Origin of the sequence: Luteitalea sp. TBR-22 (assembly GCF_016865485.1) — a bacterium.
Taxonomy (GTDB): Bacteria; Acidobacteriota; Vicinamibacteria; order Vicinamibacterales; family Vicinamibacteraceae; genus Luteitalea.
The window spans coordinates 4,887,412-4,913,925 of sequence record NZ_AP024452.1; the positions used below are offsets into that span (position 1 = coordinate 4,887,412).

At 71.2% G+C, this 26,514-nt stretch carries 21 protein-coding genes and 1 tRNA gene; 10 read left to right on the forward strand and 12 right to left on the reverse strand.

All coding sequences use genetic code 11. The annotated features are described in order from the left end of the window. Positions 1-24: 24 nt before the first annotated feature. Together TBR22_RS20430 and TBR22_RS20435 are read right to left on the reverse strand one after the other, a co-directional pair. Positions 25-1,530: a methylmalonyl-CoA carboxytransferase subunit 5S gene (locus TBR22_RS20430; protein WP_239489682.1), complete on the reverse strand. Its 1,506-nt coding sequence runs from the start codon at positions 1,528-1,530 to the stop codon at positions 25-27. Positions 1,531-1,571: 41 nt separating this feature from the next. Further along, positions 1,572-2,345 carry a nucleoside monophosphate kinase gene (locus tag TBR22_RS20435; protein ID WP_239489683.1) on the reverse strand — a complete coding sequence of 258 codons (774 nt, stop codon included), beginning with the start codon at positions 2,343-2,345 and terminating at the stop codon, positions 1,572-1,574. 224 nt (positions 2,346-2,569) lie between these two features. Here TBR22_RS20435 and TBR22_RS20440 point away from each other — a divergent pair, with 224 nt between their 5' ends. Beyond that, positions 2,570-4,027: an NAD(P)/FAD-dependent oxidoreductase gene (locus TBR22_RS20440; protein WP_239489684.1), complete on the forward strand. Its 1,458-nt coding sequence runs from the start codon at positions 2,570-2,572 to the stop codon at positions 4,025-4,027. A gap of 5 nt (positions 4,028-4,032) precedes the next feature. Continuing rightward, on the forward strand, positions 4,033-4,212 hold the full coding sequence (locus TBR22_RS20445; protein ID WP_239489685.1) for a hypothetical protein: 180 nt from the start codon (positions 4,033-4,035) through the stop codon (positions 4,210-4,212). A gap of 69 nt (positions 4,213-4,281) precedes the next feature. Here TBR22_RS20445 and TBR22_RS20450 read toward each other — a convergent pair whose 3' ends face one another. After that, positions 4,282-5,475 carry a Gfo/Idh/MocA family protein gene (locus TBR22_RS20450; RefSeq protein ID WP_239489686.1) on the reverse strand — a complete coding sequence of 398 codons (1,194 nt, stop codon included), beginning with the start codon at positions 5,473-5,475 and terminating at the stop codon, positions 4,282-4,284. 235 nt (positions 5,476-5,710) lie between these two features. Between TBR22_RS20450 and TBR22_RS20455 the strand changes: the two genes are divergently transcribed. Together TBR22_RS20455 and TBR22_RS20460 are read left to right on the forward strand one after the other, a co-directional pair. Continuing rightward, a complete protein-coding gene (locus tag TBR22_RS20455; RefSeq protein ID WP_239489687.1) occupies positions 5,711-6,952 on the forward strand; it encodes an acyltransferase family protein in 1,242 nt (413 codons plus the stop codon). 58 nt (positions 6,953-7,010) lie between these two features. Beyond that, complete coding sequence (locus TBR22_RS20460; RefSeq protein WP_239489688.1) at positions 7,011-8,153, forward strand: hypothetical protein; 1,143 nt, start codon at positions 7,011-7,013, stop codon at positions 8,151-8,153. 3 nt (positions 8,154-8,156) lie between these two features. Here the strand turns inward: TBR22_RS20460 and TBR22_RS20465 are convergent, their stop codons facing one another. The 6 genes from TBR22_RS20465 to TBR22_RS20490 all read right to left on the reverse strand — a co-directional run bounded on the left by TBR22_RS20465 (position 8,157) and on the right by TBR22_RS20490 (position 14,594). Beyond that, positions 8,157-8,708: a hypothetical protein gene (locus TBR22_RS20465; RefSeq protein WP_239489689.1), complete on the reverse strand. Its 552-nt coding sequence runs from the start codon at positions 8,706-8,708 to the stop codon at positions 8,157-8,159. Between the two features lie 70 nt (positions 8,709-8,778). Continuing rightward, positions 8,779-9,441: a trans-aconitate 2-methyltransferase gene (locus tag TBR22_RS20470; protein ID WP_239489690.1), complete on the reverse strand. Its 663-nt coding sequence runs from the start codon at positions 9,439-9,441 to the stop codon at positions 8,779-8,781. 91 nt (positions 9,442-9,532) lie between these two features. After that, the gene (locus TBR22_RS20475; RefSeq protein WP_239489691.1) at positions 9,533-11,572 is read right to left on the reverse strand and encodes a hypothetical protein; all 2,040 of its coding nucleotides are present in this window, start codon (positions 11,570-11,572) and stop codon (positions 9,533-9,535) included. A gap of 28 nt (positions 11,573-11,600) precedes the next feature. Continuing rightward, complete coding sequence (locus TBR22_RS20480; RefSeq protein WP_239489692.1) at positions 11,601-12,608, reverse strand: ROK family protein; 1,008 nt, start codon at positions 12,606-12,608, stop codon at positions 11,601-11,603. A 142-nt stretch (positions 12,609-12,750) separates the two neighbouring features. Beyond that, positions 12,751-12,954: a CsbD family protein gene (locus TBR22_RS20485; RefSeq protein ID WP_239489693.1), complete on the reverse strand. Its 204-nt coding sequence runs from the start codon at positions 12,952-12,954 to the stop codon at positions 12,751-12,753. 116 nt (positions 12,955-13,070) lie between these two features. Then, a complete protein-coding gene (locus tag TBR22_RS20490; protein WP_239489694.1) occupies positions 13,071-14,594 on the reverse strand; it encodes an ATP-binding protein in 1,524 nt (507 codons plus the stop codon). Positions 14,595-14,741: 147 nt separating this feature from the next. Between TBR22_RS20490 and TBR22_RS20495 the strand changes: the two genes are divergently transcribed. The 4 genes from TBR22_RS20495 to TBR22_RS20510 all read left to right on the forward strand — a co-directional run bounded on the left by TBR22_RS20495 (position 14,742) and on the right by TBR22_RS20510 (position 18,458). Next, a complete protein-coding gene (locus TBR22_RS20495; RefSeq protein WP_239489695.1) occupies positions 14,742-15,293 on the forward strand; it encodes a DJ-1/PfpI family protein in 552 nt (183 codons plus the stop codon). A gap of 265 nt (positions 15,294-15,558) precedes the next feature. Next, complete coding sequence (locus tag TBR22_RS20500) at positions 15,559-16,068, forward strand: universal stress protein (RefSeq protein ID WP_239489696.1); 510 nt, start codon at positions 15,559-15,561, stop codon at positions 16,066-16,068. Positions 16,069-16,079: 11 nt separating this feature from the next. Continuing rightward, entirely contained in the window at positions 16,080-16,364 is a 285-nt protein-coding gene (locus tag TBR22_RS20505; protein WP_239489697.1) for a hypothetical protein, read from the forward strand. Positions 16,365-16,748: 384 nt separating this feature from the next. Beyond that, positions 16,749-18,458: a glutamine--tRNA ligase/YqeY domain fusion protein gene (locus TBR22_RS20510; protein ID WP_239489698.1), complete on the forward strand. Its 1,710-nt coding sequence runs from the start codon at positions 16,749-16,751 to the stop codon at positions 18,456-18,458. 106 nt (positions 18,459-18,564) lie between these two features. On the opposite strand, the gene TBR22_RS20515 is transcribed toward TBR22_RS20510, so the two are convergent. Then, a complete protein-coding gene (locus TBR22_RS20515; protein ID WP_239489699.1) occupies positions 18,565-21,507 on the reverse strand; it encodes a response regulator in 2,943 nt (980 codons plus the stop codon). A 96-nt stretch (positions 21,508-21,603) separates the two neighbouring features. Beyond that, positions 21,604-22,059, reverse strand: coding sequence for a DUF2177 family protein (locus TBR22_RS20520; RefSeq protein ID WP_239489700.1), 456 nt, complete (start codon positions 22,057-22,059; stop codon positions 21,604-21,606). 122 nt (positions 22,060-22,181) lie between these two features. On the opposite strand from TBR22_RS20520, the gene TBR22_RS20525 reads away from it, so the two are divergent. Further along, positions 22,182-22,256 (forward strand) — tRNA-His (locus TBR22_RS20525). 82 nt (positions 22,257-22,338) lie between these two features. On the opposite strand, the gene TBR22_RS20530 is transcribed toward TBR22_RS20525, so the two are convergent. After that, on the reverse strand, positions 22,339-23,967 hold the full coding sequence (locus TBR22_RS20530) for a hypothetical protein (RefSeq protein ID WP_239489701.1): 1,629 nt from the start codon (positions 23,965-23,967) through the stop codon (positions 22,339-22,341). Between the two features lie 76 nt (positions 23,968-24,043). On the opposite strand from TBR22_RS20530, the gene TBR22_RS20535 reads away from it, so the two are divergent. Continuing rightward, positions 24,044-26,482 carry a helicase HerA domain-containing protein gene (locus TBR22_RS20535; protein ID WP_239489702.1) on the forward strand — a complete coding sequence of 813 codons (2,439 nt, stop codon included), beginning with the start codon at positions 24,044-24,046 and terminating at the stop codon, positions 26,480-26,482. Positions 26,483-26,514 lie beyond the last annotated feature (32 nt).

The window sequence follows — 26,514 nt, forward strand, 5'->3', positions numbered from 1 at the left end:
TCGCGGCATTCCCGCGTGCCGCCATCACGCGGGCGCCACAGTGACCTTGTGGGTCGTGCCGTTGACCGTCACCTCGTACTCGATCCGCTCGCGCACCGGGCCGGTGCCCGGATCGGGCGGCGGCGGTGCGTTCTCGGGCACCGTCACCACCTTCGGGGTGCGCCCGAGGTTCTTCGGGCCCTGGTCGCGGGTGCCGAAGAACTTCGGCGCCACCTGCGGGAACATCGCGTAGGTCAGCACGTCCTCGTCGGTGCCGTTGCAGCCCTTGAGCTCGAGCGCCTTGTCGCGCAGTTGCTGCCACTCGGGTTGCAGCAGGTCGGCGGGGCGCTCGGTGATCACGGGTTTCTTCGCCTGCGCGGCGGCCTGCGCCGTCACCTCGGGATCGCGCTCGGCGATCGTCCGGCCGTAGTAGCCGAGCATCAGGTCGGCGAACTCGCCGGTGAGCACCTTGTACCGGCCCATCATCACGTTGAACACGGCCTGCGTGCCGACGATCTGGCTCGACGGCGTGACCAGAGGCGGATACCCCGCGTCCTTGCGCACGCGCGGCACCTCGGCAAGCACCTCCTCCATCCTGTCGGCAGCGCCCTGCTGTTTCAGCTGGCTCTCCATGTTCGAGATCATCCCGCCCGGGATCTGGCTGTCGAAGATCTCGGTCTCCACGCCGGTGATGTTCGAGAGGAACTCGGCGTAGCGCGGGCGCACGGTCGCGAAGTACTTCTTCAGGCGCAGCAGGCAGGCCTTGTCGACGCGCGTGTCGAAGCCGGTGCCGTCGAGCATCTCGACGAGGCTCTCGGTCGGGTTGTGCCCGGGACCGAGGCTGATCGAGCTGATTGCCGTGTCGACGCAGTCGGCACCTGCCTCGATCGCCTTCATCAGGCTGACCATCGTCACGCCGGTCGTCGCGTGGACGTGCACGTGCACGCGCACGTCCTGCCCGCAGGCGGCCTTGATGCCCTTGACGATGTCGTAGGCCGGCTGGGGCTTGAGCAGCGCCGCCATGTCCTTGATGCACAGCGAGTCGCAGCCGAGCTCGACGAGCTGCTTGGCCATGTCGACGAAGTGCGCGGTGTCGTGCAGCGGGCTGGTCGTATAGCAGATCGTCCCCTGCGCGTGCTTGCCGGTGCGCCGCACCGCCTCGATGGGACGCTTCAGGTTCCGGATGTCGTTCAGCGCGTCGAACACCCGGAACACGTCCATGCCGTTGTCGGCCGACTTCTCGACGAAGCGGTCGACGACGGTGTCCTCGTAGTGGCGATAGCCCAGGAGGTTCTGCCCGCGCAGCAGCATCTGCAGGCGCGAGTTCGGCATCAGCGCCCGGAACGTGCGGAGCCGCTCCCAGGGGTCCTCGTTCAGGAAGCGGATGCAGGCGTCGTAGGTGGCGCCGCCCCAGCACTCGACCGACCAGAAGCCGGCCTTGTCGAGGTCCTCGCACGCCGGGACCATGTCCTCGAGCGACATGCGCGTCGCCATCAGGCTCTGGTGTGCGTCGCGCAGGATCAGTTCGGTGATGTCGATCGTCTTGGCCATCGTCTTCAATCAGGTCACCCGGACGTGACGGGTTGGTGACGTCAGTTGCCTCGCATGTCGACCAGCGTCGCGAACGGCGAGCCGACGGCGACCCGCAGGCGCGCGTACACCTCGGCGGGGCTGCCGGTCCCGTCGACGTCCACGAGCAGACCCCGCTGACGGTAGAAGTCGATCAGCGGGCCGGAGCTGCGCGCATACGCCTGCAGGCGGACCGCAATCGCCTCGGGGCGGTCGTCCTCGCGCTGCACGAGGGCGCCGCCGCAGGCATCGCAGGTGCCGGCGACACGTGGGGCGTCGTGGGTCGCGTGGCAACTGCGTCGGCAGTCGCGGCACACGCGGCGTCCGGACAGGCGGTCGACGATGACCGCGTCGGGCGCCAGCAGGTTGATGGCCGCGTCCAGCGTCAGGCCTGCCTCGTGGAGCCACCCCTCCAGGACCTCGGCCTGCGGCACCGTGCGCGGGAAGCCATCGAGCAGGAAGCCGTGGACGCACCGAACGCACTGGAAGCGCTCGCGCACCAGGTCGATGGCCAGGGCGTCGGAGGCGTACTCGCCCCGGGCGATGGCTTCGATGGCCAGTTGCATGGCCGGTGAGGGCGGGACGCCGCCGGGCAGGGCGGCGGAGCGGAACAGGTCACCGGTCGAGAGGTGGCAGGCGCCGACCTCCGGGCCGAGGCGCACGCCCTGGGTGCCCTTGCCGACCCCGGGGGGACCGAGGAACACCAACCGCCGGGCCCGCAGCGGCACCGGCGCGGGGTTGTGACACGCCACCGCATCGCCGGTCTGCCACCCCAATCGAAGTCCTCGCGACGGCATCATCCCTCCGTCCATAAGCCTACCCCGATGAAGCGCAGCCAACTCATACATTCCACTCATGGACGACTGGCATGGTCGGCGACCTCCCGGGTCGCCACCGCTCGAGGGCGACGGCATGCCTGTCACCTTCCGGTCCGGGCCGACATCTCTCCACTGCGGCCGGGGTACACCCCGCCGACGTGCGACGGCCCCGCGGCCGCCGGAAGGTGACGGAGGAAGCCCCGATGAGTCGCATCGTCGTCCTCGGAGCGGGGGTGGCGGGCCATACGGCCGCGTCGTTCCTGCGCGCGTGGCTGGGTCGCCAGGACTCCGTGGTGGTGGTGTCGCCCAAGCCCACCTACAACTGGATTCCCTCCAACATCTGGGTCGGCGTCGGGCTGATGCAGCCCGCCGACGTCACGTTCCCGCTCGCCCCCGTCTACGAGCGGCACGGCATCGAGTTCAGGCAGGCGCGGGCGGTCGCCCTGCACCCCGAGGGCGATGCCGAGGACGGCACCCCGTATGTCGTCGTCGAGTCGACGCGCCCCGGCCACGAAGGCGAGCGCGAGGCGATCCGCTACGACTTCCTCGTCAACGCCACCGGCCCCAGGCTGAACTTCGGCGCCACGCCCGGCCTCGGACCCGACGCCGGCCACAGCCTGTCGGTCTGCACCGAGGTGCACGCCCACGAGACGGCCGGCCACCTCGACCGGCTCGTGGAGGCGATGCGCAAGGGGGATCGCAAGCGGTTCCTGGTCGGCACCGGCCACGGGGCCTGCACCTGCGAGGGGGCGGCGTTCGAGTACATCGTCAACCTGGAGTTCGAGCTGCGACAGCGGGGCGTGCGCGACAAGGCCGACATCTGGTGGCTCTCCAACGAGTACGAGCTGGGTGACTTCGGCATGGGCGGCATGCACCTGTCGCAAGGCGGTTACGTGACGCCGAGCCGGATCTTCACCGAGTCGCTCTTCGCGGAGCGGGGCCTGCACTGGATCCGCCGGGCGCACGTGCGGCAGGTCGAGGCGGGGCGGGCGCACTACGAGACGCTGGACGGCGAGCAGCGCACGTTCGAGTTCGACTTCGCCATGCTGCTGCCGCCGTTCTCGGGCGTCGGCCTGCAGGCCGTCGATCGCGCCGGCACCGACATCACGTCGTGCGTCTTCCAGCCGAACGGATTCATGAAGGTGGACGCGCAGTACGACGCCAGGCCGTTCGAGGAATGGGCGGCGAGCGACTGGCCGCAGACCTACCAGTCGCCAGCCTATGCCAACCTGTTCGCGGCCGGCATCGCCTTCGCGCCGCCGCACGCGATCTCGCGGCCCTACCAGGCGCCGAGCGGCGCGCCGATCGCGCCGGCGCCGCCGCGCACGGGCATGCCGTCGGCGACGATCGGCAAGGCCGTGGCGCGGAGCATCGTCGACATGCTGGGCGGCGCCCCGGGCCCGACGCAGCGCGCGTCGATGGCCGAGATGGGCGCGGCGTGCGTCGCCTCTGCCGGTGCCAGCCTGGTCAGCGGCACGGCCGCGTCGATGACCGTGTTCCCCATCGTGCCGGACTACGAACGCTACCCCGAGTACGGTCGCGACCTCCGCCTGACCTTCGGCGAGATCGGCCTGGCCGGACACTGGATCAAGGTGCTCCTGCACCACCTCTTCCTGCACAAGGCGCGGCTCCGTCCCGGCTGGCGGCTCATCCCGGAGTGATGCCCATGACGACGCGTTCCCAGGCCCATGTCGATCCGGCGTTCGCGGCAGCGACGCGGCCGACGCCCCGCACCGTGGCGCTGCGCACGTTCCTGCCGTGGCAGCTGCTACGATTCGCGGCCATCAACCTGAAGATGCTGCGGGTCCTCTGGCGCAACCACCACGCGCAGCACGCACCCAGGTAGGGCGCGGCCTCCGACCGTGCCGCCGCAGGGAGCAGCCGCGCAGGACAGGCGACCCTCCCGCGGGCACGCTCACCGCACCCGCTCGCTGAAGTCACCGGTCGCGGGGTCGCGCAGAATCAGCTTCGCGCGGCCGTCGGGGAGCAGTTCGCGCTTGATGACCAGGTGCCCCTCGAAGCGCTCGGGCTCGATGTGCAGGCGGGGCGTGTCGCCCCCCCGCCAGTCGCGCAGGAGCACCGGTTCCCACTGCCGGCTCCGCGCCGACCTGTACGCCGCGTCCATCACGGCGTTGACGACGCAGCCGTCGTGGAAGGTCTCCTGCGGCGCGCGACCTGCCTCCAGGGCATCGAACATGTCGGTGAACATGTCGACGTAGCCCAGTTCCGCGACCTCGTCGCCCACCGGGAACAACCAGCCCTCTGCCGTCTCGGCCTTCTCGGCCACGTACCCGCTGCGGCGCGCTGCGGTGAACATCTCGTAGCCGGTCCGCAGGAAGTGATTCAGCCAGATCGTGCCGTGCGTGCCGGCGATCTCGTCGCGCAGATCCATGCCGCCGCGGAACGTCCAGCTCACCTCGAATTGCCCGAGTGCGCCGGAGGCGAACCGGATCAAGGCCACCGCGTTGTCCTCGGCGTCGACCGGATGCACGAGCGTGTCGGCCCAGCACATCACCTCGAGCGGCCGGTTCCCCTTGCCGACGAAGTTCCTGATGATCTCGATGCAGTGGCACCCGAGGTCGATGATGGCCCCGCCGCCGGTGAGCCGATCGTCCCAGAACCACGCCGCGTGCGGCCCGGGATGCGCCTCGCGGGCCCGTACCCACGTGACGTCCCCCACCGCGCCCTCTCGCACCGAGGTGATGGCCTTGAGCGTCTTGGGCGTGTAGCACAGGTCCTCGAGGTAGCCGGCGAACACGCCGGCCTGCTCCACCACCTGCAGCATCCGCCAGGCCTCCTCGGCCGAGCGCCCGAGCGGCTTGGTGCACAGCACGGCCTTGCCCGCCCTGGCGGCCAGCGTCACCGCCTCCTCGTGGAGGTGGTTCGGCAATGCCACCACCACGACGTCGGTCTGCGGGTGGGCAATCGCCGCGGCCATGTCGGTCATCGCGTGGGGCACGCCCCAGCGCGTCGCGAACGCCTCGGCGCGGGCCTGCTGCCGTGAGTAGATGACGTCGACGCGGTCGCGGCTGCGCTGCGCGTGCAACGTGCGGGTGTAGAAGTCGCCGATGAGCCCCGTGCCCAGCATCGTGATGGAGTGACTGCGCATGGGGGACAGACTATACGGGCCGTGGGCCGTGGGCCGTGGGCCGTGGGCCTTGGGCCTTGGGCCTTGAGCCTTGAGCCTTGAGCCCTGAGCCCTGAGCCTTGAGCCCTGAGCCTTGAGTCCTGAGCCCTGAACCTCGAATCCGAGGACTGGAGGGGTCGATGGCACCGGCCTTCGACGTTCACGGCATTCTCGGCATTCTCGGCATTCCCGGCATTCTGGTTGTACGCTGTGCGGCATGCACGACCTTCCCTCCCGTCCCGCGCAGGGCACCGCCGTGCCTGCCAACGCTCCCGTGGGGGCTGCGACGGTCGCCCCCGCCGTCCGCAACGTCGCCGTCGACGCCTATCGCGGCTTCGTGATGTTCCTGATGATGGCGGAGGTGCTGCGGCTCGCCGCGGTCTCGGCGGCGTATCCGGGCAACTGGCTGCTCGGGGTCCTGGCCTACCACCAGTCGCACGTCGCGTGGGCCGGCGCCTCGCTGCACGACCTCATCCAGCCTTCGTTCTCGCTGCTGGTGGGCGTCGCGCTGCCCTACTCGTTCGCGCGGCGCCTGGCGGCCGACGGCTTCCCGAAGGCGTTCGCGCACGCGCTGTGGCGGTCGCTGCTGCTGATCGCCCTCGGTGTCTTCCTCCGCTCGGTCGGGCGCACGCACACCAACTTCACGTTCGAGGACACGCTGTCGCAGATCGGCCTCGGTTACCCCTTCCTGTTCCTGCTCGCCACGCGATCGACGCGGACGCTGTGGGCCGCGCTCGCCGTCATCCTGACCGGCTACTGGCTCGCCTGGGCGCTGTACCCGGTGCCGGGCCCGGGCTACGACTACGCTGCCGTCGGCGTGCCGGCCGACTGGTCGCACCACTACTCGGGCTTCATGGCGCACTGGAACAAGAACGCCAACCTCGGGCACGCCTTCGACACCTGGTTCCTGAACCTGTTCCCGCGCGAGACGCCCTTCGTCGCCAACCGCGGCGGCTACCTGACCCTGAGCTTCATCCCGACGCTCGGCACGATGATCCTCGGACTGATCGCCGGGCGACGCCTGCGTGAGGCGTCGCCTGCCATTCCCCTGCGCTGGCTGCTGGTCACCGGCACGGCCCTGGTGGCCGGCGGCGTCGTGCTGCACGTGCTCGGCATCAACCCGATCGTGAAGAAGGTGTGGACGCCGGCGTGGACCCTCTTCAGCGGCGGGCTGTGCTACCTGCTGCTGGCCGGCTTCTCGTGGGTCATCGACATGCGCGGCTACAAGCGGTGGGCGTTCCCGTTGATCGTGATCGGCCTCAACTCGATCGCGGCCTACCTGATCGCGCACCTCTGGGAGGGCTTCATCGCGTCGTCGTTCAAGACGCACCTGGGCCAGGGCATCTTCGAGTCGTTCGGCACGGGGCTGGCGCCGCTGGTGGAAGGCATGGCCGTGCTCGGCGTGTACTGGCTCACGCTGCTCTGGATGTATCGACGCAAGCTGTTCCTCCGGATCTGATCGGCGGGAGGCGCCGGGTGCCGGGAACGCGGCGTCACCGCGGCGCGTCCACTCCGGCATGCCGCAGACTCCGGGCGCCGAGGGCGCCGCGCCTCGCTCCGGCAACGCCGCGCGGCTGGTGCTGCTGGCGGCCTTCATGGTCGGGGCACTGGGCCTCGGCCTGCTGGTGGGACGCACGGTCGGCCGCAGCGCGGCGTTCGCTGCGGCCATCGATCGGGTCGGCCTCCCCGCACTGCTCCTCGGCCTCCCCTTCACGGTCTGGCTCGTCATCCTGGTGCACGAAGCGGGTCACGTGCTCGGCGGGCGCCTCGTCGGATGGCGCTTCCTGATCCTGCTGGCCGGCCCGCTCCGGGTCGTGCGCGGGGGCGCTGGTCTCGAGTGGTCGTTCAACCGCGCGTGGGCGACCTGGGGCGGCCTGGCGGCGGCGCTGCCGCGCGAAGGCGCCGACTTCCGCCGGGAGATGCTCGTGGTGGTCCTCGGCGGCCCGGTGGCGAGCCTCGCGCTGGGCGTCGTCGGCCTGCAACTGGCGCGTGGTGGCGGCGCGCTGATGCCGACCGGCCTCGTGCTCGGCGTGACGAGCCTGCTCATCGCCGTGGCCACGCTGATCCCGATCGCCACCGGCGGCTTCCAGAGCGACGGCGCCCAGGCGCTCGACCTGCTGCGCGGCGGCGAGACCCCGGCGCGTCGGGCACGCCTGGTGGCGCTGCTGATGCGCGGGATGGCCGGCATGCGGCCACGCGACACCGACCCGGCCGAGATCGAGGCAGCGCTCGCCGAAACGACCCTCGAGCGTGATCGGGTCGCGCTGTGGCTGCAGTCGATGCGCGTGTCGCTCGATCGGGGCGAGGTCGACGCGGCGATGCGCGCCGCCCACCAGGCCGGCGCGCGGGTCGACGCCTTCCCCGACGGCATGCGGCAGATGATCACGCTCGATCTCGCCTGGTGCTGGGCGCGGTACGCGCGCGACGCGGCCGCCGCAGGGGCGTGGCTGGCGCGTTCGTCGGGCGGGTTCGTGGACGCTTACCAGCGCCCGCTCGCGTCGGCGGGACTCGCGTGGCTCGAAGGACGCCACGACGAGGCGCGCGCGTCGAGCGCGGCGGCTCGCCGGGCGCTCGCCAGGGCCATGGATCCTGGCACTGCCCGGATGGTCGCCGACGAACTCGACGCGCTCGATCGCGACCTCGACCGCGCGGCCCGGTGACCCTCAGCAGGCCGAGCGCAGTCTCCCGGCCTGCCTCTGCGCGATGCGCCAGCGCACGCCGGCCCAGAAACCGAGCCCATACCCCACCAGCAGCGCCCCGGCGGCCATCGAACCGGCGACACCGGCCGTGCCGAGCCACCACGACGTCCCGTCCATCGTCCAGGCGTGCCACGCCCGCCACACGCCGTGCCCCAGTCGCGCGACGACGAGCAGGGTGAGCAGGAGTGCGAGCCAGCGATTGGGTGTGAAGTGGGTGACACCCTCGTGGCAATCCCATCGGCTGGACGCGGCGCCGACGACCCCGAGCAGCACGCCGCCGGCCACGGCCGCCGTGGTGGCGGGCAGGGCACCCGGCACCCAGAAGCTCGCGGCAGCGGCGCCTACCACCACCAGGCAGGCCGAGCCCGCAAAGCCCGCCACCTGCAGGGACGCGAGCCAGGCCCTGGCGGGCCGCCGACGGGTGCCGACACGGTAGCGCTGCAGGATCGAGACGGGGACCAGCACGAGCGCCAGCAGCATCACGGCGCCGACGAGTCCCACCAGGAGCAACGGCATTGCCCAGCGTACCGCCTGGGTGCCCGTCAGGCCAGCACGACGGGTGCACCTCGGCCGGTGATCGCGTGACTCACCGCACGCGCTGCCAGGTGCAGCGCACGAACGGCTGCGGCGTCCCCCACGGCGTGAGATGCGTGAAGCGCGCCGCCGACCGCAACTCGAACGCTTCGGGCAGCACGTGCGAGAGCGACTCGAGACTGCGCCGCAGGACGGGCAGGCCGCTGCAGGTCTGCGGCCCCGTCTCGTCGAACGTGGCCAGCACCACGTGGCCACCGTAGGCCACCGAGGCCGCCAGCCGCGACAGGTACCCGGCCTGCCGCTCCGGCTCGACGAGGAAGTGGAACACCGCCCGGTCGTGCCACACGGCAAAGGGCGCGCGCGGCCACAGCGCCTCGCCGGGTGTCACCGGCGCTCCGACGTCGGCGGTCACCCAGTCGACGAGCCCTTCCGCCTCGCCGAGCCGCGCCCGGGCCCGCTGCAGCGCCTGCTCGCTGATGTCCACGACCGTCACGTTGCGGTAGCCCCGCTCGATCAACAGGTCGACCAGCCGCGACTCGCCGCCACCGACGTCGACAACCGGTGAGTCCACCCACTCGGCCACCTCCAGGATCGCCTCGAGCGACCGGATTGGCGCGGGCTCGTGCCAGCTGCACTCGTCGGCGGTCTTCGAACTGTAGATGCGGTCCCAGTGGGCGGTCAGGGAGGAGTCCCCGACGCGAGGCGACTCGGCCATACGGGCAGTATGCCTCTCCGCCCGTACGTCATGAAGGGGCCAGGACGCGACACTGTCCTTCGACAGGTCAGGGCCGGCCATGGCCCTGCCCCTAGCGCGCGATGACCCCGTGGTGCAGCGCCATGTAGTACGGCAACAGGTACGAGGTGCCGTCGGCAAGGCGCGCGCCGCGGCCCGTGTGATCGAGCGCATAGGGATCGACGTTCCAGTGGAACACCATCCGCTCGTCGACGGGCAGCACCTTCCCGTCGCGTGCACGGAGACCGACCGCGCGGCCCCCCTCCGGACGCACGTGCGCCGGCAACGGCTGCACGTCGAGCCTGTGCGAGTTGCGCAACCCGTGGTCCACCAGGTCGACGGGGAAACGGCGAAGCGTGTCGATCGTGTCGGGCACCCACTCGTCGTCGGACAGCGCCAGCGACTCGGTGCCGAACGCATCGGTGTGCTCGCGGCCACGGAGGCTGACCGCGGCGACGATCGCGAACAACGGGTTGCGCTCCGGGCGCTCGAGCCGCCAGTAGTCGCGCAGCGACCGGGCAGCGACGGCGCGCACGGCCGGGTCCGGCTCGTACTTCAGCAGATGGTAGTAGTTCATGAACGCCATCTCGTCGTCGGACTGGTTGCCGCCGCCGACGCCGGCCGTGTACTTGGGGAACACCAGGTTCATCGCGTACCCGTGCCGTGACACGAGCTCGCGAGCGGCCGCGTCGTAGCGCGCGTCGCCGGTCACGTGATGCGCCACCCGCAGGTACGTCAGCATCGAGAGGCTGTTGAGCCCGCGTTCCTCGACCCAGCGGGGACTGAGATTGAGCGCCGCCGGGCCGAACTGGGCCCAGCGGGTCGGCGTGCCGTCGTGATCGGTGAGGGTGAAGTCGTGCGCGAGCAGGTGATCGGTGATGCGGCGCACCACCGCCGCGACTTCCGCCCGCTCGGCCTCGTCGCGCGCCACCAGGTCGTGGTAGAGCGCGTAGAAGAAGTAATGGCCGTCCAGTTCGTCCGAGCTGGTGTCGGCCTTCCAGAACCACTGCCCGTCCGCGCTGCGCGGCCAGCGGGGCGTCAGCACCTTCCAGTGCGCATCGCGCTCGCGATGCCGGCGATCGGCCTCCGGCGTGTACGTGGTCCGGTTGGGGTCGGGGCCGCTGGTCGGCAGGATGCTGCGCGCCGGGAACCCATCATCAGGGGCGGGCGTGCCACCACGCGTGACGTCGACCAGGAAGCGCAGCGCCTCGAAGGCGCGACGCGCGCGCTGGCGCGCAGCCTCGTTCCGGGTGGCCGCCCACGCGAAGGCCTGCGCGGCTCCGTACATGCCGGTCCACAGGCCGTCGTTGTCGTTGTCGACCGTGTACGCCGTGCTGCGATCGCCCGGCGTGCGCAGGTGGGCCTCGACCACGTAGCCGTACGGCGTGCGCCGGTGGTAGCGGTCGATGTCGGCGTCGTAAGCGGCCGCCTTCTGCGCCAGGGTCGCGGGAGCGGCGGCGATGCCGCCGACGCCGGCCGGCGTCTCGAACCAGGCCGTGCCGGCCGCATCGACGACCACGGCCCTGATCTCGTCGTGCGGGAGCCATCGACGGCCCTGCCGGTACTCGATCACGCCATCTGCACCGAGGCGGATGGCGCCGGTCGCAGTGCCGACCCACACGCCGCCCTCGGGGATGCCGGCCATCGAGGTGATGCCGAGCACCGGCAGGCCGCGCGCCGGATCGACGAAGCGCCAGCCACCGTCGGCCTCGCGCGCCGCCACACCCTGCGACGTCGCCACCCACAGGCGTCCGGCGCCGTCCCACGCGATGGCCGGAACGGCCGCGGGATCCCAGCCCTCGCGGTCGTCGCCCAGACGGACCCGCACCCACGTGCCGCCACGCCACTCGCGCACCTCGGTGCCGACAACGACGGCGTGACGGTCACCGGGGCCGTGGGCGACGTGCAGGGTGCTGGTGGGCACGGCAGGTGCCGAGGCCGCGGGGGCCGGCGGCGCCGGCAGCGCCGTGCCGGCCACGGCGCGCTGCTGCGGGAATGGGCGATCGGCGACCGGCTGCGCGCCTCCCGGCGCGGGCAGCCACGTGAGGGCAAGGGCGAGGGCGGCGGCGAGACGAGCGCCCGCCCGGCGGGCCCGTCCTGCAGGGGTGGACATGGCCGCCGATGCTAGCGCATCGCGCCGGTCAGGACGCCGCCCTGGCGAGGCGCAGTGCCTCGATCGCTGCCCCTCGCGCCCCGGCCGTGTCGCCGTTGGGCATGATGCGGATCGGGATGTCGGCCTGCTCCTCGCGCTGGACGGGCATGCCGGCGCGAATCTCCGAGAGGAACCACGCCTGGAAGTCGTGCGAGGCCTCGATCGCGCCGCCTCCGACGATCAGGGCGTCGGGGTCGAACGTGTTGATCATCTGGTCGAAGAACAGCCCCAGCGCGTGGGCCTGGGCGCGGAAGATGGCGCGACACATCGGGTCGCCACGCTCGGCCAGCCCGCGCACCTTCTTGGCCGCGTCCTTGACGTCCATCGACGCGAGTTCGTGCCCCGGGTACTGCGCGAGGAACGTCGGCAGCAGCGTGTTGCGGATCGCCGTCAGCGAGCAGACCGACTCGAGATCGCCGACCCGCCCGCAGTTGCAGCGCGGGGTGGCCTGTTCGAGGCCGGCGATGCGCTGCGTGGGGATCAACACGTGGCCACATTCGCCGCCGAAGCCCGCCCGACCGGTGACCACCTTGCCCTCGACGATGACGCCACCGCCCAGGCCGGTGCCGACGATGGCCGAGATCGACGTCGCGGGACTCCTGCCGAAGATGTTGTAGTGGCCCCACAGCGCGCCGGCGTTGCCGTCGTTCAGGTAGCACACCGGCTTGCCGAGGCGCAGCGTGAGGTTGCCGGGCAGGTCGAAGCCGGCCCAGGCCGGATGGACGAAGTTGGTGGAACCCTTCGCGCTGAGCACGCCGGTGGCGCTGGCCGGCCCCGGAGTGTCGAGGCCCACCGAGATCACGTCGTGCATCGATGCGCCGACGCGAGCGACGGCGATGGCCAGCCCGTCCTCGATCTGCTGCAGGCAGACGTCAGGCCCCTCGACGCTGCGCGCGGGGTGCTCGCAGAGGTCCTCGATGAGGAAGCGACCGTCGAGGTCGATGAGCGTGTAGTTGACGGCCGTGCCGCCGAGGTCGATGCCCGCGATGAGCTGCATGGGCATCATCCAAGCAGAAAAGGCCGGGAGTGTCGAGCACCCCCGGCCCCTGAAGCAACGGCACCCGAACGTACCGATTCGGTACGGGGTCGAGGCAGAGGCTACAGGCGACGGTCACGCCATCGCCGGCAACCGGGTCGCGCTACCGCTTGATGCGCTCGCCGACGTCCTCGATCGCTTCGCCGATCTTCCGCTTGGCGCGGCCCACATCCTCGCGTGCCTCGCCGGCGACCTCGTCGGCGACGCCTTCGTCCCTCAGGCGCTGGTCTGCAGTGGCGCGGCCGATCACCTGCTTCAGCTTGCCTTGACCCTGCTCGACCTTGCCCTTGATTTCATCGTGGTGCATCCGTGTGCCTCCTCGGGTTCGGCAGGCATCACGCACCTGCCGTGCATGGCCCCGAGAAGTGCAAGGGACGTGCCCCTGCACGCCGGCGGCGGGTCTGCCACGCGCAATCGGGGGCGTTACGAGTTGGGCGTGTCGGTGAGCGCGCGCGCCACCGCCACCAACTGAGCGCCGGTGTGGGGCTTGCGGAGCAGGCCGGCGATGCCACGCTGGTAGATCACCTCGGGAGCCAGGGTGTCCACCAGTCCCGACACCAACAGCACGCGCATGCCGGGCCGCAACGCGAGCACCTCCTGCGCGAGTTGCAGGCCCGACATCCTCGGCATCGTGTTGTCGGTGACCACGAGCGCGAAGTCGTCGGGGCGCCGGCGGAACTCCTCGAGCGCCTTGAGGCTCGAGGAGAACGCGGTGACCCGGAACCCGGCGTTCTCGAGCTGCCGGCGGCTGAGTTCCTTGATGGCCTCCTCGTCGTCGACGAAGAGGATGTGCGGTCCCGTCGGGACGGCGGCAGGTGGCGGCGATGCCACCACGGCCGGCGACTCCACCGCCGGCAGGTAGACGTGCACCGTGGTCCCCGCGCCGGGCCGGCTGTCGATGTCCACGACCCCGCCGGCCGCCTGGACGATGCCGTGCACCATCGACAGGCCGAGCCCGGTGCCCTTGCCGACGGGCTTGGTCGTGAAGAAGGGCTCGAAGGCGTGCTGGCGGGTCTCCTCGCTCATGCCGGGCCCGGTGTCGGCCACCGACAGGCGCGCGTACAGGCCACGCGACGCGCCGGGGTGCGAGGCGGCGAACGCCTCGTCGGCGCGGAACAGCGAAAGTGACACGTCGATGCGGCCGCTGGCCTCGCCGATCGCCTGCGCGGCGTTGGTGACCAGGTTCATCAACACCTGCTGCATCTGCGTGCTGTCGGCGCGCACCGGCGGCGCCTCGTCGTCGCCGTGCCAGCGGATCTCGATGAGCGACGGAATCGTGGCCCGCAGCAGATCCACCGCTTCACGCACCGGCGGGGCCAGGCTGATCGGCACGCGCTGCGCCTCGCTCGGCCGGCTGAAGGCCAGCATCCGCATCACCAGTTCCTGGCCGCGCGCCGCAGCCCGCCTGACCTGCTCGAGGTCGGCACGGACCGCGGGATCGCTCACCGCCTCCTCGGCCAGTTCCGTGTAGCCGATGATGCTCCGCAGCAGGTTGTTGAAGTCGTGGGCGATGCCGCCTGCCAGCGTGCCGACCGCTTCGAGCTTCTGCGCCTGCCTGAGTTGCGCTTCGAGCGCGCGGCGGGCACTGATGTCGACGATCGAGGTGAGGATCAGCAGGCCCTCTGGCGTCTGCACCGGATTCAACCCGATCTCGATCGGGATTTCGGTGCCGTCCTTGCGGAGCCCGTACAGGTCGCGCCCGGCCCCCATGCGCCGGGCCTGCGGCGCGCCATGGAAGGCGCCGCGGTCGCTCGCGTGGCGGGTGCGCAGGCGTTCGGGAACCAGTGCCTCCACCGACATGCCGATCATCTCGCCCGGGTCGTACCCGAACAGTCGCTCAGTCTCGTGGTTGACCAGCAGGATGGTGCCGGTGTGGTCGGTCACGAGCTTCCCGCTGGGCGACGACTCGAAAGCGAGGCGAAAGAGGTCAGGTGACGACGAAGTCATGCAGACGGTCCTCGAAGGCGGGCCGCGACGCGGTCGGTGCCTGGGTTTGTCGTCGAGCGTACCATCACTATCGGCCGGGGCAGCCAGCCACACCCAAGTGGCTGAGCGACACCCACGGACATGACTTCCCACCGCGAGGACAGGCCCATGCCACGACGAATCCTGGTCATCACCGGCGACGCCGGCGAGAGCTTCGAATGCCTCTACGCCAAGCAGCGGTTCGAGGAGGCCGGCTGGAAGGCCGACCTCGCGGCGCCGAGCCGCCGGCGGTTGCACCTGGTGATCCACGACTTCGAACCCGGATGGGACACCTACATCGAGAAGCCTGGGTACGGCGCGGAGTCGGACCTGACCTTCGACGAGGCCGACCCGGCCGACTACGAAGCCGTCCTGGTGCTGGGGGGCCGGGCGCCTGAGTACCTGCGTCACGACCCGCGGGTGCTCCGCCTGGTGCGCGCCTTCGACGCGGCGGGCAAGTGGGTGTTCGCCATCTGTCACGGCGTGCAGGTGCTGGCCGCGGCGGGCCTGATCGCCGGCAAGCGGGTGACGGCCTACGTCAACTGCCGCTGGGAGCTCGAGGCGGCCGGCGCGACGTACGTCGACACCGAGCAGGCGGTGCGCGACGGCCGTCTCGTGACGGGCCAGACCTGGGAGTCGCACCCCGACTTCTATCGGGAGGTGTTCACCTGTCTGGGGTAGCCGTCCTCGGCAGCGCGCCCCTGGCGCTTCCCGGCCGCCAACCTCGCGCCTGCCGGCGCAGGCCCTGCTGATCGCCGGCCTTGCGGATTCCCGTCAGGGTGGAAACCTCCGCAGCGTCGCGGGTGGAATTCCACACTGCAGGTGGCACGAGGGCGGCCGATTGCCAATTCAGCGGTGATCTCGCCTGTGCCGATCCGGCACACGCCATGCATCCCCCTTTGGTAGTCACGGGTGTCGGATCCCCGTGCGATTCAGGGGGGTGCGTATGTCGGTCTTCCGCACCATAGTCGCCGCCATCGACTTCAGCGAAACCTCGGATGACGCGCTCCGGGTCGCGTGCGAGCTCGCCGCGACGCACGGCAGCGAATTGCACCTGCTGCACGTCATTCCCGACGCCCGCCAGCAGGCCTGGAGCGTCGAAGCTCCCGGGCTCGACTTCTCGGCCCTCCAGCAGGAGAGCATCGCCGACGCCGAGCGCCTGCTCGCCTCGCGCCCCCTGCCGGTCACCGTGGGCATCCCACGCGTCGTCCGCACCGTGGTCGCGGGTCTGCCCGCGGCGCGCGAGATCGGCCAGTACGCGGCCAGCCACGGCGCCGACCTCATCGTCGTCGGCACGCACGGCTACGGTCCGGTGCGGCGTCTGGTGCTCGGCAGCGTGGCCGATCGCGTCGTGCGCCTCGCGCCGTGTCCGGTGCTCACGGTGCCGCATCACACCCTCCGTGCCACGACCCCGGCCTGGACGCCATCCCACGAACAGGAGCTGACGACGATATGAGAGCCGACGGCATGCCCGTGACGTCGATGTCCGCCGCGTGGTGGCAGGACGAGCCGGTGACTCCGCTGCGGCGGAGCGTTCCGGAATGGCGATCGATCGTGATGGATGCGTACGCCACGCTGCCGTCGCTCAGCCTGACCCGGCCGCAGGGCCAGCGCCTGTGGGGCATGGACGCGCCGACCTGCGGATACGTGCTCGACAGCCTCGTCGATGCCGGCATGCTCATCTGCACGTCGACCGGGCAGTACTGCCGGGCCGACGCGCTGCGTCCGATCGACCCGGTGTTCACGATGTGAACAGGTCGCGATGCCGGCCGCCGCAGGGGCCGTGACCGCTGTCGCATCGGGCGAGGCGGCAGGCAGCCACGGCGGTGCGCCAGAGTGCCGCGATGGCGGAATCGCCGCCTCCGGCGCCTCCCTACCCCGCCGGCACCCCCTACCGGCGGGACCCGGCATCGCGACACGAGCCCGAAGCCCGGCGGGGTCGCGTCGGACTTCGGGCTCTTCCCGTGCAGCCCGCCCGCTCTCTCCCCTGCCGTGGCCTCAGCCTCGGTCAAGGCCGACGCCCAGGTCCGGGAGCCCCCCTCCCGGCCCGCGGGCCGTCCTGCCACTGGCTCCGCAGGTACACTGTCTGATCTGCCGGCACGTTGCCGGCGCGCTTCCGATCGCCCCGAACCTTCGATGTCCGACGTCACGAGCACGCCCGCCCCGGAGCCAGCCGCGCCGCTGGACTTCATCCGCCAGATCGTCAGCGAGGACCTCAAGGCCGGCCGCCACGGCCGTCGCGTCCACACGCGCTTCCCGCCCGAACCCAACGGCTACCTGCACATCGGGCACGCCAAGTCGATCTGCCTCAACTTCGGCGTCGCCTCCGAGTTCGGCGGCCTCTGCAACCTGCGCCTCGACGACACCAACCCCACGAAGGAGGACGTCGAGTACGTCGACTCGATCCGGACCGACGTGCGCTGGCTCGGTTTCGACTGGGACACGCGCGAGTTCTACGCGTCGGACTACTTCGAGCAGATCTACGAGTGCGCGCTGGCGCTGATCCGACGGGGCCTGGCCTACGTCGACGACCTCACGGCCGAGCAGATCCGCGAGTACCGCGGCACGCTGACCCAGCCCGGGCGGAACTCCCCGTTCCGCGACCGTCCCGTCGAGGAGAACGTGTCGCTGTTCGAGCGGATGCGGGCTGGCGAGTTCCCCGACGGATCGCACGTGTTGCGCGCCAGGATCGACATGGCGTCGCCGAACATGAACATGCGCGACCCGACGCTGTTCCGCATCCGCCACGCGCACCACCACCGCACGGGCGACCGCTGGTGCATCTACCCGATGTACGACTTCGCGCATGCGCTGTCGGACGCGATCGAGGGAATCACGCACTCGCTGTGCACGCTGGAGTTCGAGGATCACCGGCCGCTGTACAACTGGATCATCGAGCAGTTCCCCGACCTGCCGGGCGACCCGCAGCAGATCGAGTTCGCGCGCCTGAACCTCACCTACACCGTGATGAGCAAGCGCAAGCTGCTCGAACTTGTCGAGAAGGGCTTCGTCTCGGGGTGGGACGACCCGCGGATGCCCACCATCTCGGGCATGCGCCGGCGTGGCTACACGCCGCGCGCCATCCGCGACTTCTGCGCGCGCATCGGCGTGGCCAAGAACGAGAGCCTGATCGACGTCGCGCTGCTCGAACACAGCGTCCGCGAGGACCTCAACCGCGTGGCGCCTCGCGCGATGGCCGTGCTCAAGCCGCTGAAGGTGGTCATCGAGAACTACCCCGAGGGGCAGGTCGAGATGCTCGAGGCCATCAACAACCCGGAGGACGAGTCGGCCGGCACCCGGCAGGTGCCGTTCTCGCGCGAGATCTACATCGAGCAGGACGACTTCCGCGAGGTGCCGCCGAAGAAGTTCTTCCGGCTGTTCCCGGGCAACGAGGTGCGGCTCCGCTACGCCTACATCATCAAGTGCGTCTCGGTGCTCAAGAACGAGGCCGGCGAGGTGGTGGAGTTGCGGTGCACCTACGACCCGGACACCCGCGGCGGCGCCGCCGGCGAGCAGCGCCGCGTGAAGGGCACGCTGCACTGGGTGTCGGCCCCGCACGCGGTGCGCGCGGAGGTGCGGCTGTACGACCGTCTCTTCACGACCGAGCAGCCGGGGACCGACGACGCGCGTCACTTCACCGAGGAATTGAACCCGAACGCGCTGGAGGTCCTGTCCGACGCGCTTGTGGAGCCGTCGCTGGCCACCCTGACCGCGGGCGTCACCTGCCAGTTCGAGCGCCTCGGCTACTTCTGCGCCGACCCCGACGGGACCCCGGACCGTCCCGTGTTCAACCGGACGGTCACGCTGCGGGACTCGTGGGCGAAGATCGAGAAGGCGAACGGTTGACGTTTAGCGTTTGACGTTTGACGTTTGACATTGGGACGACGAGTTGCCTCGTCCTCCGCCACCAGGTGCGTGTCGTCAGCTGTTCAACGTCAAACGTCAGACGTCATCAAGCCGCGGCGCCCGAGGCGTAGCGCGCCAGCATCTCGGCCAGCGCCTCGCGCCGCACCGGCTTGGCCAGGTAGTCGTTCATGCCGGCGGCGAGACAGTGCTCGCGGTCGCCGGCCAGCGCGTTGGCGGTCAGCGCCACGATGACCACGCCGTTGTGCGGCGCCGGCAGCGCCCGGATGCGACGGGTGGCCTCGAAGCCGTCGCACACCGGCATCTGGCAGTCCATCAGCACGAGGTCGAACTCGCCGGTCCGCACGGCCGCCACCGCCTGCTCGCCGTTGTCGACCACCTCGACGAGGCACCCGCACTTCTCCAGCATCAGGCGCGCCACCTTCTGGTTGACCAGGTTGTCCTCGGCCACGAGCACCCGGAGATGCTGCGGTGAGGCGCCGGCCACCGCCGCCGGACGCGGCGCCGGCAGGGGCGGCACGACTTCGGCGGCCACCGGCCTGCCGAGGCGTTCCAGCGTGGCGAGCAGTTCGCTGCGGCGCACCGGCTTCATGAGGCGCGCGCTCCGCTCGAGGCCGACCGGCGCCCCGGTCGGCCGCGACGAGAGCAGGACGATCGCCGGCGGGTGTGGCGCCCGCGCGCGCAGCCGCTCGGCCAGCCGCGTGCCGCCGCCATCGGTGAGTCCCTCGTCGATCAGCGCCACGTGGGGCCACGTCCCGTCGCCCACCGACGCCAGCGCCTCGTCGGGCCCGCGGGCCACCTGCACGCGCAGGCCGGCGTCCATCAGCGTCTGCTCCAGCATCACGCGCGACGCCTGGCTGTCGTCGACCACGAGCACGCGCAGGCCGCCGAGCGCCGCGGTGTCGGCCGGCTCGGGCAACTGGCCCGATCGCACGCAGGGAATGGTGAACCAGAAGGTCGTGCCCGCGCCCACCTGGCTCTCCACGCCGATGGCGCCGCCGAGCAGCTCGATGATGCGCTTGGAGATCGCCAGGCCCAGGCCGGTGCCGCCGAACCGGCGCGTCGTCGACGCATCGGCCTGGGTGAAGGCGTCGAACAGGCGCGCCTGCGCCTCGGGCGCGATGCCGATGCCGGTGTCGCTCACCTCGACGCGCAACTGCGCCAGGCCCTCCGAGACGGCCGGCGCGGTCACGCGGATGGCGACGTCGCCGCTCTCGGTGAACTTGATCGCGTTGCCCACGAGGTTGAGCAGCACCTGGCGCAGCCGACCGGGATCGCCCACCAGGTTGCGCGGCACGCCGGGGGCGATGCGACAGGTGAGGTCGAGGCCCTTGGCCGTGGCGCGCTCGCCCATCAACCGGGCCACGTCGTCGGCCAGCGCCTCGGGGTCGAACGCGATGCGCTCGAACTCCAGCTTGCCCGACTCCACCTTCGAGAAGTCGAGGATGTCGTTGATGACGTTCAGCAGCACGTCGCCCGACGAACGGACGGTTTCCACGAGGGCGCGCTGTTCCTGCGAGAGCGGCGTGTCGAGCAGGAGATCGGTGATGCCGATGACGGCGTTCATCGGCGTGCGGATCTCGTGGCTCATCGACGCGAGGAACTCCGACTTGGCGCGCGTGGCGGCCAGCGCCTGGGCGTGCGCGGCCTCGAGGGCTTCCTCGGCGGCCTTGTATTCGGAGATGTCGACCATCACGCCAATCAGCTCGCGCGGCTCGCCGTGCTCGACGATCACCGACACGATGTCGCGCAACCACACGAGCCGGCCGTCCTGCGCGTACACGCGGTATTCCATCGTGTGGTCGCGCCGATCGCCGGTGGCCCGCTGGCTGTAGCGCCCCACCCACTCGGCGTCGTCGGAGTGCATGATCCCCGACACGAAGCCGGGCTCGGCGGTCCAGCGCGACGCCGGGTACCCGAGCAGCTGCTCGGCCTCCTGGCTGACGAAGGAGTACCGGCCGGTGGCGACGTCGCGGCGCCAGACGATCGCCTTCACCGAGTGCACCAGTTGCTGCATCTGGCGCTCGGTGGCACGCAGCGCCTCTTCGGCCTCGCGGCGCCGTCGCGCCGACAGTTCCTCGGCCTGCACCTTGGCGGCCAGGACACGCCGCACGCGGCGATACCACGCCAGGGCGCCGACCAGCCCGGCCAGCGCCACGGCGACGAGCAGGACGACCGTCCACGGCGAGATGCGGGCCGGAGGCGCGCCCGTCGTGAGGTACCGCTCGAAGAGCCGCGCGAAGGTGCCGTTCTCCTTCAGGTGCGCCAGGGCGGGCTCGAGCCAGGCGAACTCGCCGGCGCGCCCGCGTCCGGTCACGAAGTGGTACCCGGCAGCCTTGATCTCGCGCGAGGGCAGGTCCGGCGCGCCGAGCGCACGCGCCGAGCGGCGCAGCACGAGGGCGTTGCCGAGCATCAGCGTCGCATCCCCCTCGATCAACTGCCGCAGGCCGTCGGCCTGGTTGGGCGCCAGCAGGAGCAGCGGCCGGTCGACCTCGGGCATCTCCATCATCAGCTCGTGCATCAACGAGCCCTGCTCCACGACCACGACTTCCCGCGCCATGTCGGTGAGGCGATCGGGCAACCTGGTCGCGCGGTCGGCCCTGCCGATCACCGACTGCTGCAGCGTCCAGATGAGGGAGAGGAAGTCGTACCGGGTGCGCCGGGAATCGGAGGCGCCGAACGCCGCGAGGTCGACCGTGCCGGCCTCGAGGCCGCGCCCGACCTCCGACCACAGGGAGAGCCGCACGCTGATCGGACGGCCGGTATGGCGCGACAAGGCGCGCACGAGGGCGATGTTGAAGCCGTCGGGCTGCCCGCGGTCGTCGAGGCCCTCCCAGGGGCCGAAGTTGGAGGATCCGCCGTAGATCAACGGCCGTGGCGCCGGCGGGGCCGGCTGGGTTGCCTTGACGGCCGGCGATCCGGGTCCGGCATCGACCTGGTCAGAGGCGCGCGCCGGCGTCGCGGCCGCCAGGGCGACCCAGGCGCCAGCCAGCCCTGCCACGACCCGACCCTTGCGCAGCCACCTCGTCACGCGGTCTCCAGACGGCATCCCGGCCGAGGGACGCCCGGCCCTTCCGATATTCGGCCGGGGGGGACGGAACGTGAGGCGGCACGGCCGCGGCGGCGACTATACGAGTGACTGCTGTCGGGTGGCGGGCCGGGGTTGGGGAGACCGCGCCAGGCGCGGCTCGACGGCCGTCACGACGGCCGACGTCAGGCCGCAGATGGTCGCGCCCCAGGCGATGTCCACCAGCGTCATGCGCAGCGACCAGCCCGCCAGCACCGAGTAGGCCGTCAGGTCGTACGTGCCGTAGGAGACCACTCCCATGAGCGCGCCGAAGGCCAGGGCGCGACCCGGATGCCCTTCGGCCCGAGGCAGCACGAACACCACCAGGCCGAGGACCAGCACGCCGTAGACGGCGAAGGCGGCCCACCAGACGGGCGAGAAGTCGGTCCCCGACAGCCGCGCGAGGGTGCCGAGTTCGGTCTTGTAGAAGCCGTTCATGAAGACGGCCAGCCAGAGGAAGTCGAGCGCGGCGAAGGTCGCCGTGGTCAGGACGGCCTGCCGGACCACGCGGCTCACGGACGTTGTTTCCACCACAGCGCGTATGACGCCGGCTCGCGCGGCAGAGGTTCCATCCGGTCGCCGGCCTCGGTGTATACTTGGCTGTTCCCATGGCGCCTGCTGGCGCTGTCCCCGGGACGGTGGGTGTAGCTCAAGGGCAGAGCGCCGGACTGTGGCTCCGGATGTTGGGGGTTCGAATCCCCTCACCCACCCCAAGCTTACGCAAAGAGTAGAAGAGTAGAAGGACAGAAGGGCAGAAGGACAGGGTCCTTGGCTCTGGCTGTGACGATCCCTTCGTCAGCGGCCCGGCAGCAGCGCGCGCTTGAGCGTTTCCTTCACGTCCACGCCGAACTCCGGCTGCTTGACCGAGCCGCGGATGTGGATCGGGAACTCGGTGGCCCCATCGCGCCGGAAGAGGCCGTCGAACGGACGAAGGAGCCACCCCTTGCGGCCGCGCACCATCTGCGAGACGCCGGCCTGCAGTCGGACGCGGCCATCGAAGTCGAGCCGCTGGCCGTCGAGGACGTAGCGGCCGGCGAGGTCGACGCGGGCACCGTCGATCTCGAATTGCAGCCGGGGGAAGCGAATCACGCCCTCGGACATGTAGAACCGCCCCGCGAAGCTGGACACGACGCGAGTGACGTCGGTCGCCCCGGGCTTGCCCTGGGCGCGGCGGCTCAACTCGTCGAGGCGCGCCTGCACCACGGCGCTGCGGAAGGTCGCCTGTGTCAGCGTGAAGCGGCCATCGAGCTGGAGGCGCCTGGCGACCGGTTCGGGGCCCGGCGGGATCAGCAGCGCGGCATCGACGCCCAGCCGTCCGCGCATCGCCGGCGGGCCGTCGACGACCAGCGCCAGGACGTCCTCGAGGCGTCCGTCGCGAATCCTGGTCGCCAGGTCGACGGTCCTGCCGCGGCGATCCTCGGCCTTGACCACGCCTCCGGTGACGCGGATCGGCGTGGCCGCCCCCAGGCGCGCCTCGGCAGGCTGGATGTAGGTGTTGCCGTTGGTGCCGTCCACCACGACGGTGAAGCGCGTCTCGAGCGGCAGTGGCCTGCCGCCGACCCTCAGGTCGAAGCCTGGCGTGGTGGCCGTGCCGTGCGCCTCGATGCGCTCGAGGACGCCCGAGTAGCGGCCGGCCGACTGCAGCACGCCGGCCAGGCCGCGGATCGTCGACAGGTCGGCGTCCACGAAGCGGTACGACGCCTCGATCGGGGTGCGCGCCGGCGCGTCGACCTGCCACGGCCCGAACTGGCCGCTGGTGGTGATGCGGCCGCGCGGCTGCGGGTTCTCGATGACGCTGTCGAACCGCATCGGCCGGTCGGTGGTGATGTCGCGCACCGTGAGCCGATGCAGGACGAAGCGCCGCGGCAGCTTGCGGATGTCGCGCGGCAGGATCGTGAGCGTCGCGGCGTCGGCCACGACCTGGCCGACGATGACTGCCGGCGTGGCGCGGGGCCGCGGCGGGCGTGCCTGCTCGGCCGGGACGGCGGCTGGGGCCGGCGCCGGCGCCGCGGCCGCCGCCGGCTCGGCGCCCAACTCGGGGAACCGCGGCTGCCCGTCGCCGGGCGAGGGCGGAATCGCGATCGCCAGGCCGGTGAGGGTCACCGTATCCACCCGTCGCGGCTTGCGCAGCATCTCCCGCCAGGTCATCGTCGTCTCGAAGCGCTCGAGATGCACGAGCGGCGCGACGTCGAGCCGGCGGCGGTGACGAATCGTCAGCGGGCCGCCGCTGATGCGGGTGACGGGCCCGAGCGTGATCTGCAGCGCGTGCAACTCGACGTCGCTGTCAAGTTCGCGCTCGAGGGCGGCGATCACGGTGGTACGGAGCCAGTGCTCCAGGCGTGGGCGCGCCGTGAACCACACCGCCCCGGCGGCGACCATGCCGGCCACGAGGATGCCGAGCAGGACGCGGCGGGCGCGGCGCATGAAGCTGGCAGCGTACTGCGGACGTTGGCCAAAAGACAGCTCGTCGGTGGCACGGGAGCCGCTAGAATCAGCCGCCATGCAGGACTTCGAAACGCTCGGCGCGTTCTACCTCGGCCGTCCCTACGATCTCGCGACCAGGACGGCGACGCCGGCGCCGCTGATGTACGACTCGCGCGACCTGCTCACGCACGCGGTCTGCATCGGCATGACCGGCAGCGGCAAGACGGGCCTGTGCATCGGCCTGCTCGAGGAGGCGCTGATCGACGGCATTCCCGCCATCGTGATCGACCCCAAGGGCGACCTGGCCAACCTCGCGCTGACGTTCCCGTCCCTGTCGGGCGAGGCGTTCGCGCCGTGGGTCAACGAGGACGAGGCGCAGCGCGCCGGCCAGGACGTGCCGACGTTCGCCGCGGCGCAGGCCGAGCGCTGGCGGAAGGGGCTCGAAGGCTGGGGCCAGGACGGCGCGCGCATCCAGCGCCTGAAGGACGCCGCGGGCGTGACGATCTACACGCCGGGGAGTTCGGCGGGCGTGCCCGTGTCGATCCTGAAGTCCTTCGCGGTGCCGCCGGCGGCCGTGCTCGAGGATCGCGATCTGCTGCGCGAGCGGTTGCAGACGACGGTGGCGAGCCTGCTGGGGCTGGCAGGCATCGATGCCGACCCCTTGCAGTCGCGCGAGCACATCCTGCTGGCGAAGATCCTCGAGACGGCGTGGCTGGCCGGCACGGACCTCGACCTGGTCGGCATCATCCAGCAGATCCAGTCGCCGCCCTTCACGCGCATCGGCGCGCTGGAACTCGACGCCTTCTACCCGGCCAAGGAGCGCTTCGGCCTGGCGATGGCGCTCAACAACCTGCTCGCGGCCCCCGGCTTCGATCAGTGGCTCACCGGCGCGCCCCTCGACGTCGCGTCGTTCCTGCGCACCGAGGACGGACGTCCGCGCGCGGCCATCTTCTCGATCGCCCACCTGAGCGATGCCGAGCGGATGTTCTTCGTCTCGCTGCTGCTCAACGAGCTGCTCGGGTGGGTGCGCATGCAGTCGGGCACCACGAGCCTGCGCGCGCTGCTCTACATGGACGAGATCTTCGGGTACATGCCGCCGGTGGCCAACCCGCCGTCCAAGGAGCCGCTGATGCTGCTCCTCAAGCAGGCGCGGGCCTTCGGCCTCGGCGTGGTGCTGGCCACGCAGAACCCGGTCGACCTCGACTACAAGGGCCTCTCCAACACCGGCACGTGGTTCATCGGGCGCCTGCAGACCGAGCGCGACAAGGCGCGCGTGCTCGAGGGCCTGGCCGGTGCCGCCGGTGGCGAGCGGTTCGACCGCGCCGCGATGAGCGAGACGCTCTCGGGCCTCGGCGCGCGCGTGTTCCTGATGCACAACGTGCACGAGACGTCGGGCCCTCTCACCTTCGAGACGCGCTGGACGCTCTCGTACCTGCGCGGGCCGTTGACGCGGACGCACATCAAGGCGCTGCGCGACGGCAGTCGGCCGGCGGCGATCGCCAGCGAGGCGACGGGCGCCGGCCCGGCAGCATCAGCGACCGGGCAGCCCCTGACGGGAGCTGCCGCCGCGCCCTCGACGGTGACAGCGCAGGAGGGAGGCGCGGCGCCGGTGTCGGCGCCACCGGTGCTGCCCCCTGGCGTGACGGCCCTGTTCGTGCCGGCGCGTGGCGTGGCGCCGGGCGCACCGCTCGCCTACGTGCCGGCGGTGTACGTGGCCGGCGCCGTCCGCGTCGCCGACACGAAGCGGCGCATCGCCGAGACCATCCCTGTGCAGTTGCTCGTGCCGCTGCAGGCCGGGGCGACTCCGCTCGCCCTCGACCGCGCCGAGGACACCGACGTGACGCCCGAGGACCTCGAGTCCTCCCCGCGCGGGCCGGCCACCTACGCCGACCTCCCCGCGGGCGCGACCACGCCGAAGAACCTCGACGCGTGGAAGCGCGCCGTCGCCACATGGCTGTACGACACGCGCACGCTGACCCTGCTCGAGCACCGGGAGAGCGGACTGCACTCCACGCCGGGCGAGACCGAGGCGGACTTTCACGCGCGCCTGTCCGAGGCGCTGCGCGTGGCGCGTGACGCGAAGGTGGATGCCCTGCGCGCCCGGTACGCCGCGCGCCTGCAGGCGCAGGAGGAGCGGATCCGCCGGGCCGAGCAGGCGCTGGGCAAGCAGCAGCAGGAGGTCTCGGCCTCCACGGGCTCGGCGCTGCTCACAGCCGCCACCGGTGTGTTCGGCGCGCTCTTCGGCCGCAAGGCGCTCAGCGCCACCAACGCGGGGCGGATCGGCAGCGCCGCACGGGGGGCCAGCAAGGTGATGAAGGAGAAGCAGGACGTGGCGCGCGCCGAGGAGAACCTCGCGGCCGAGCACCAGAAGCTCGCGGACCTGCGCGCCGCCGTGGAATCGGAGGCGCAGGAGATCGCGGCCACCGACGCCGGCACGGTGACGCCCCTGGTGCTGCGCCCGAAGAAGACCGACGTGACGCTCACCACCGTGTCGCTGACGTGGGTGGCACGGTAGGCTCAGGGCTCAGGACTCAAGGCTCAAGGCTC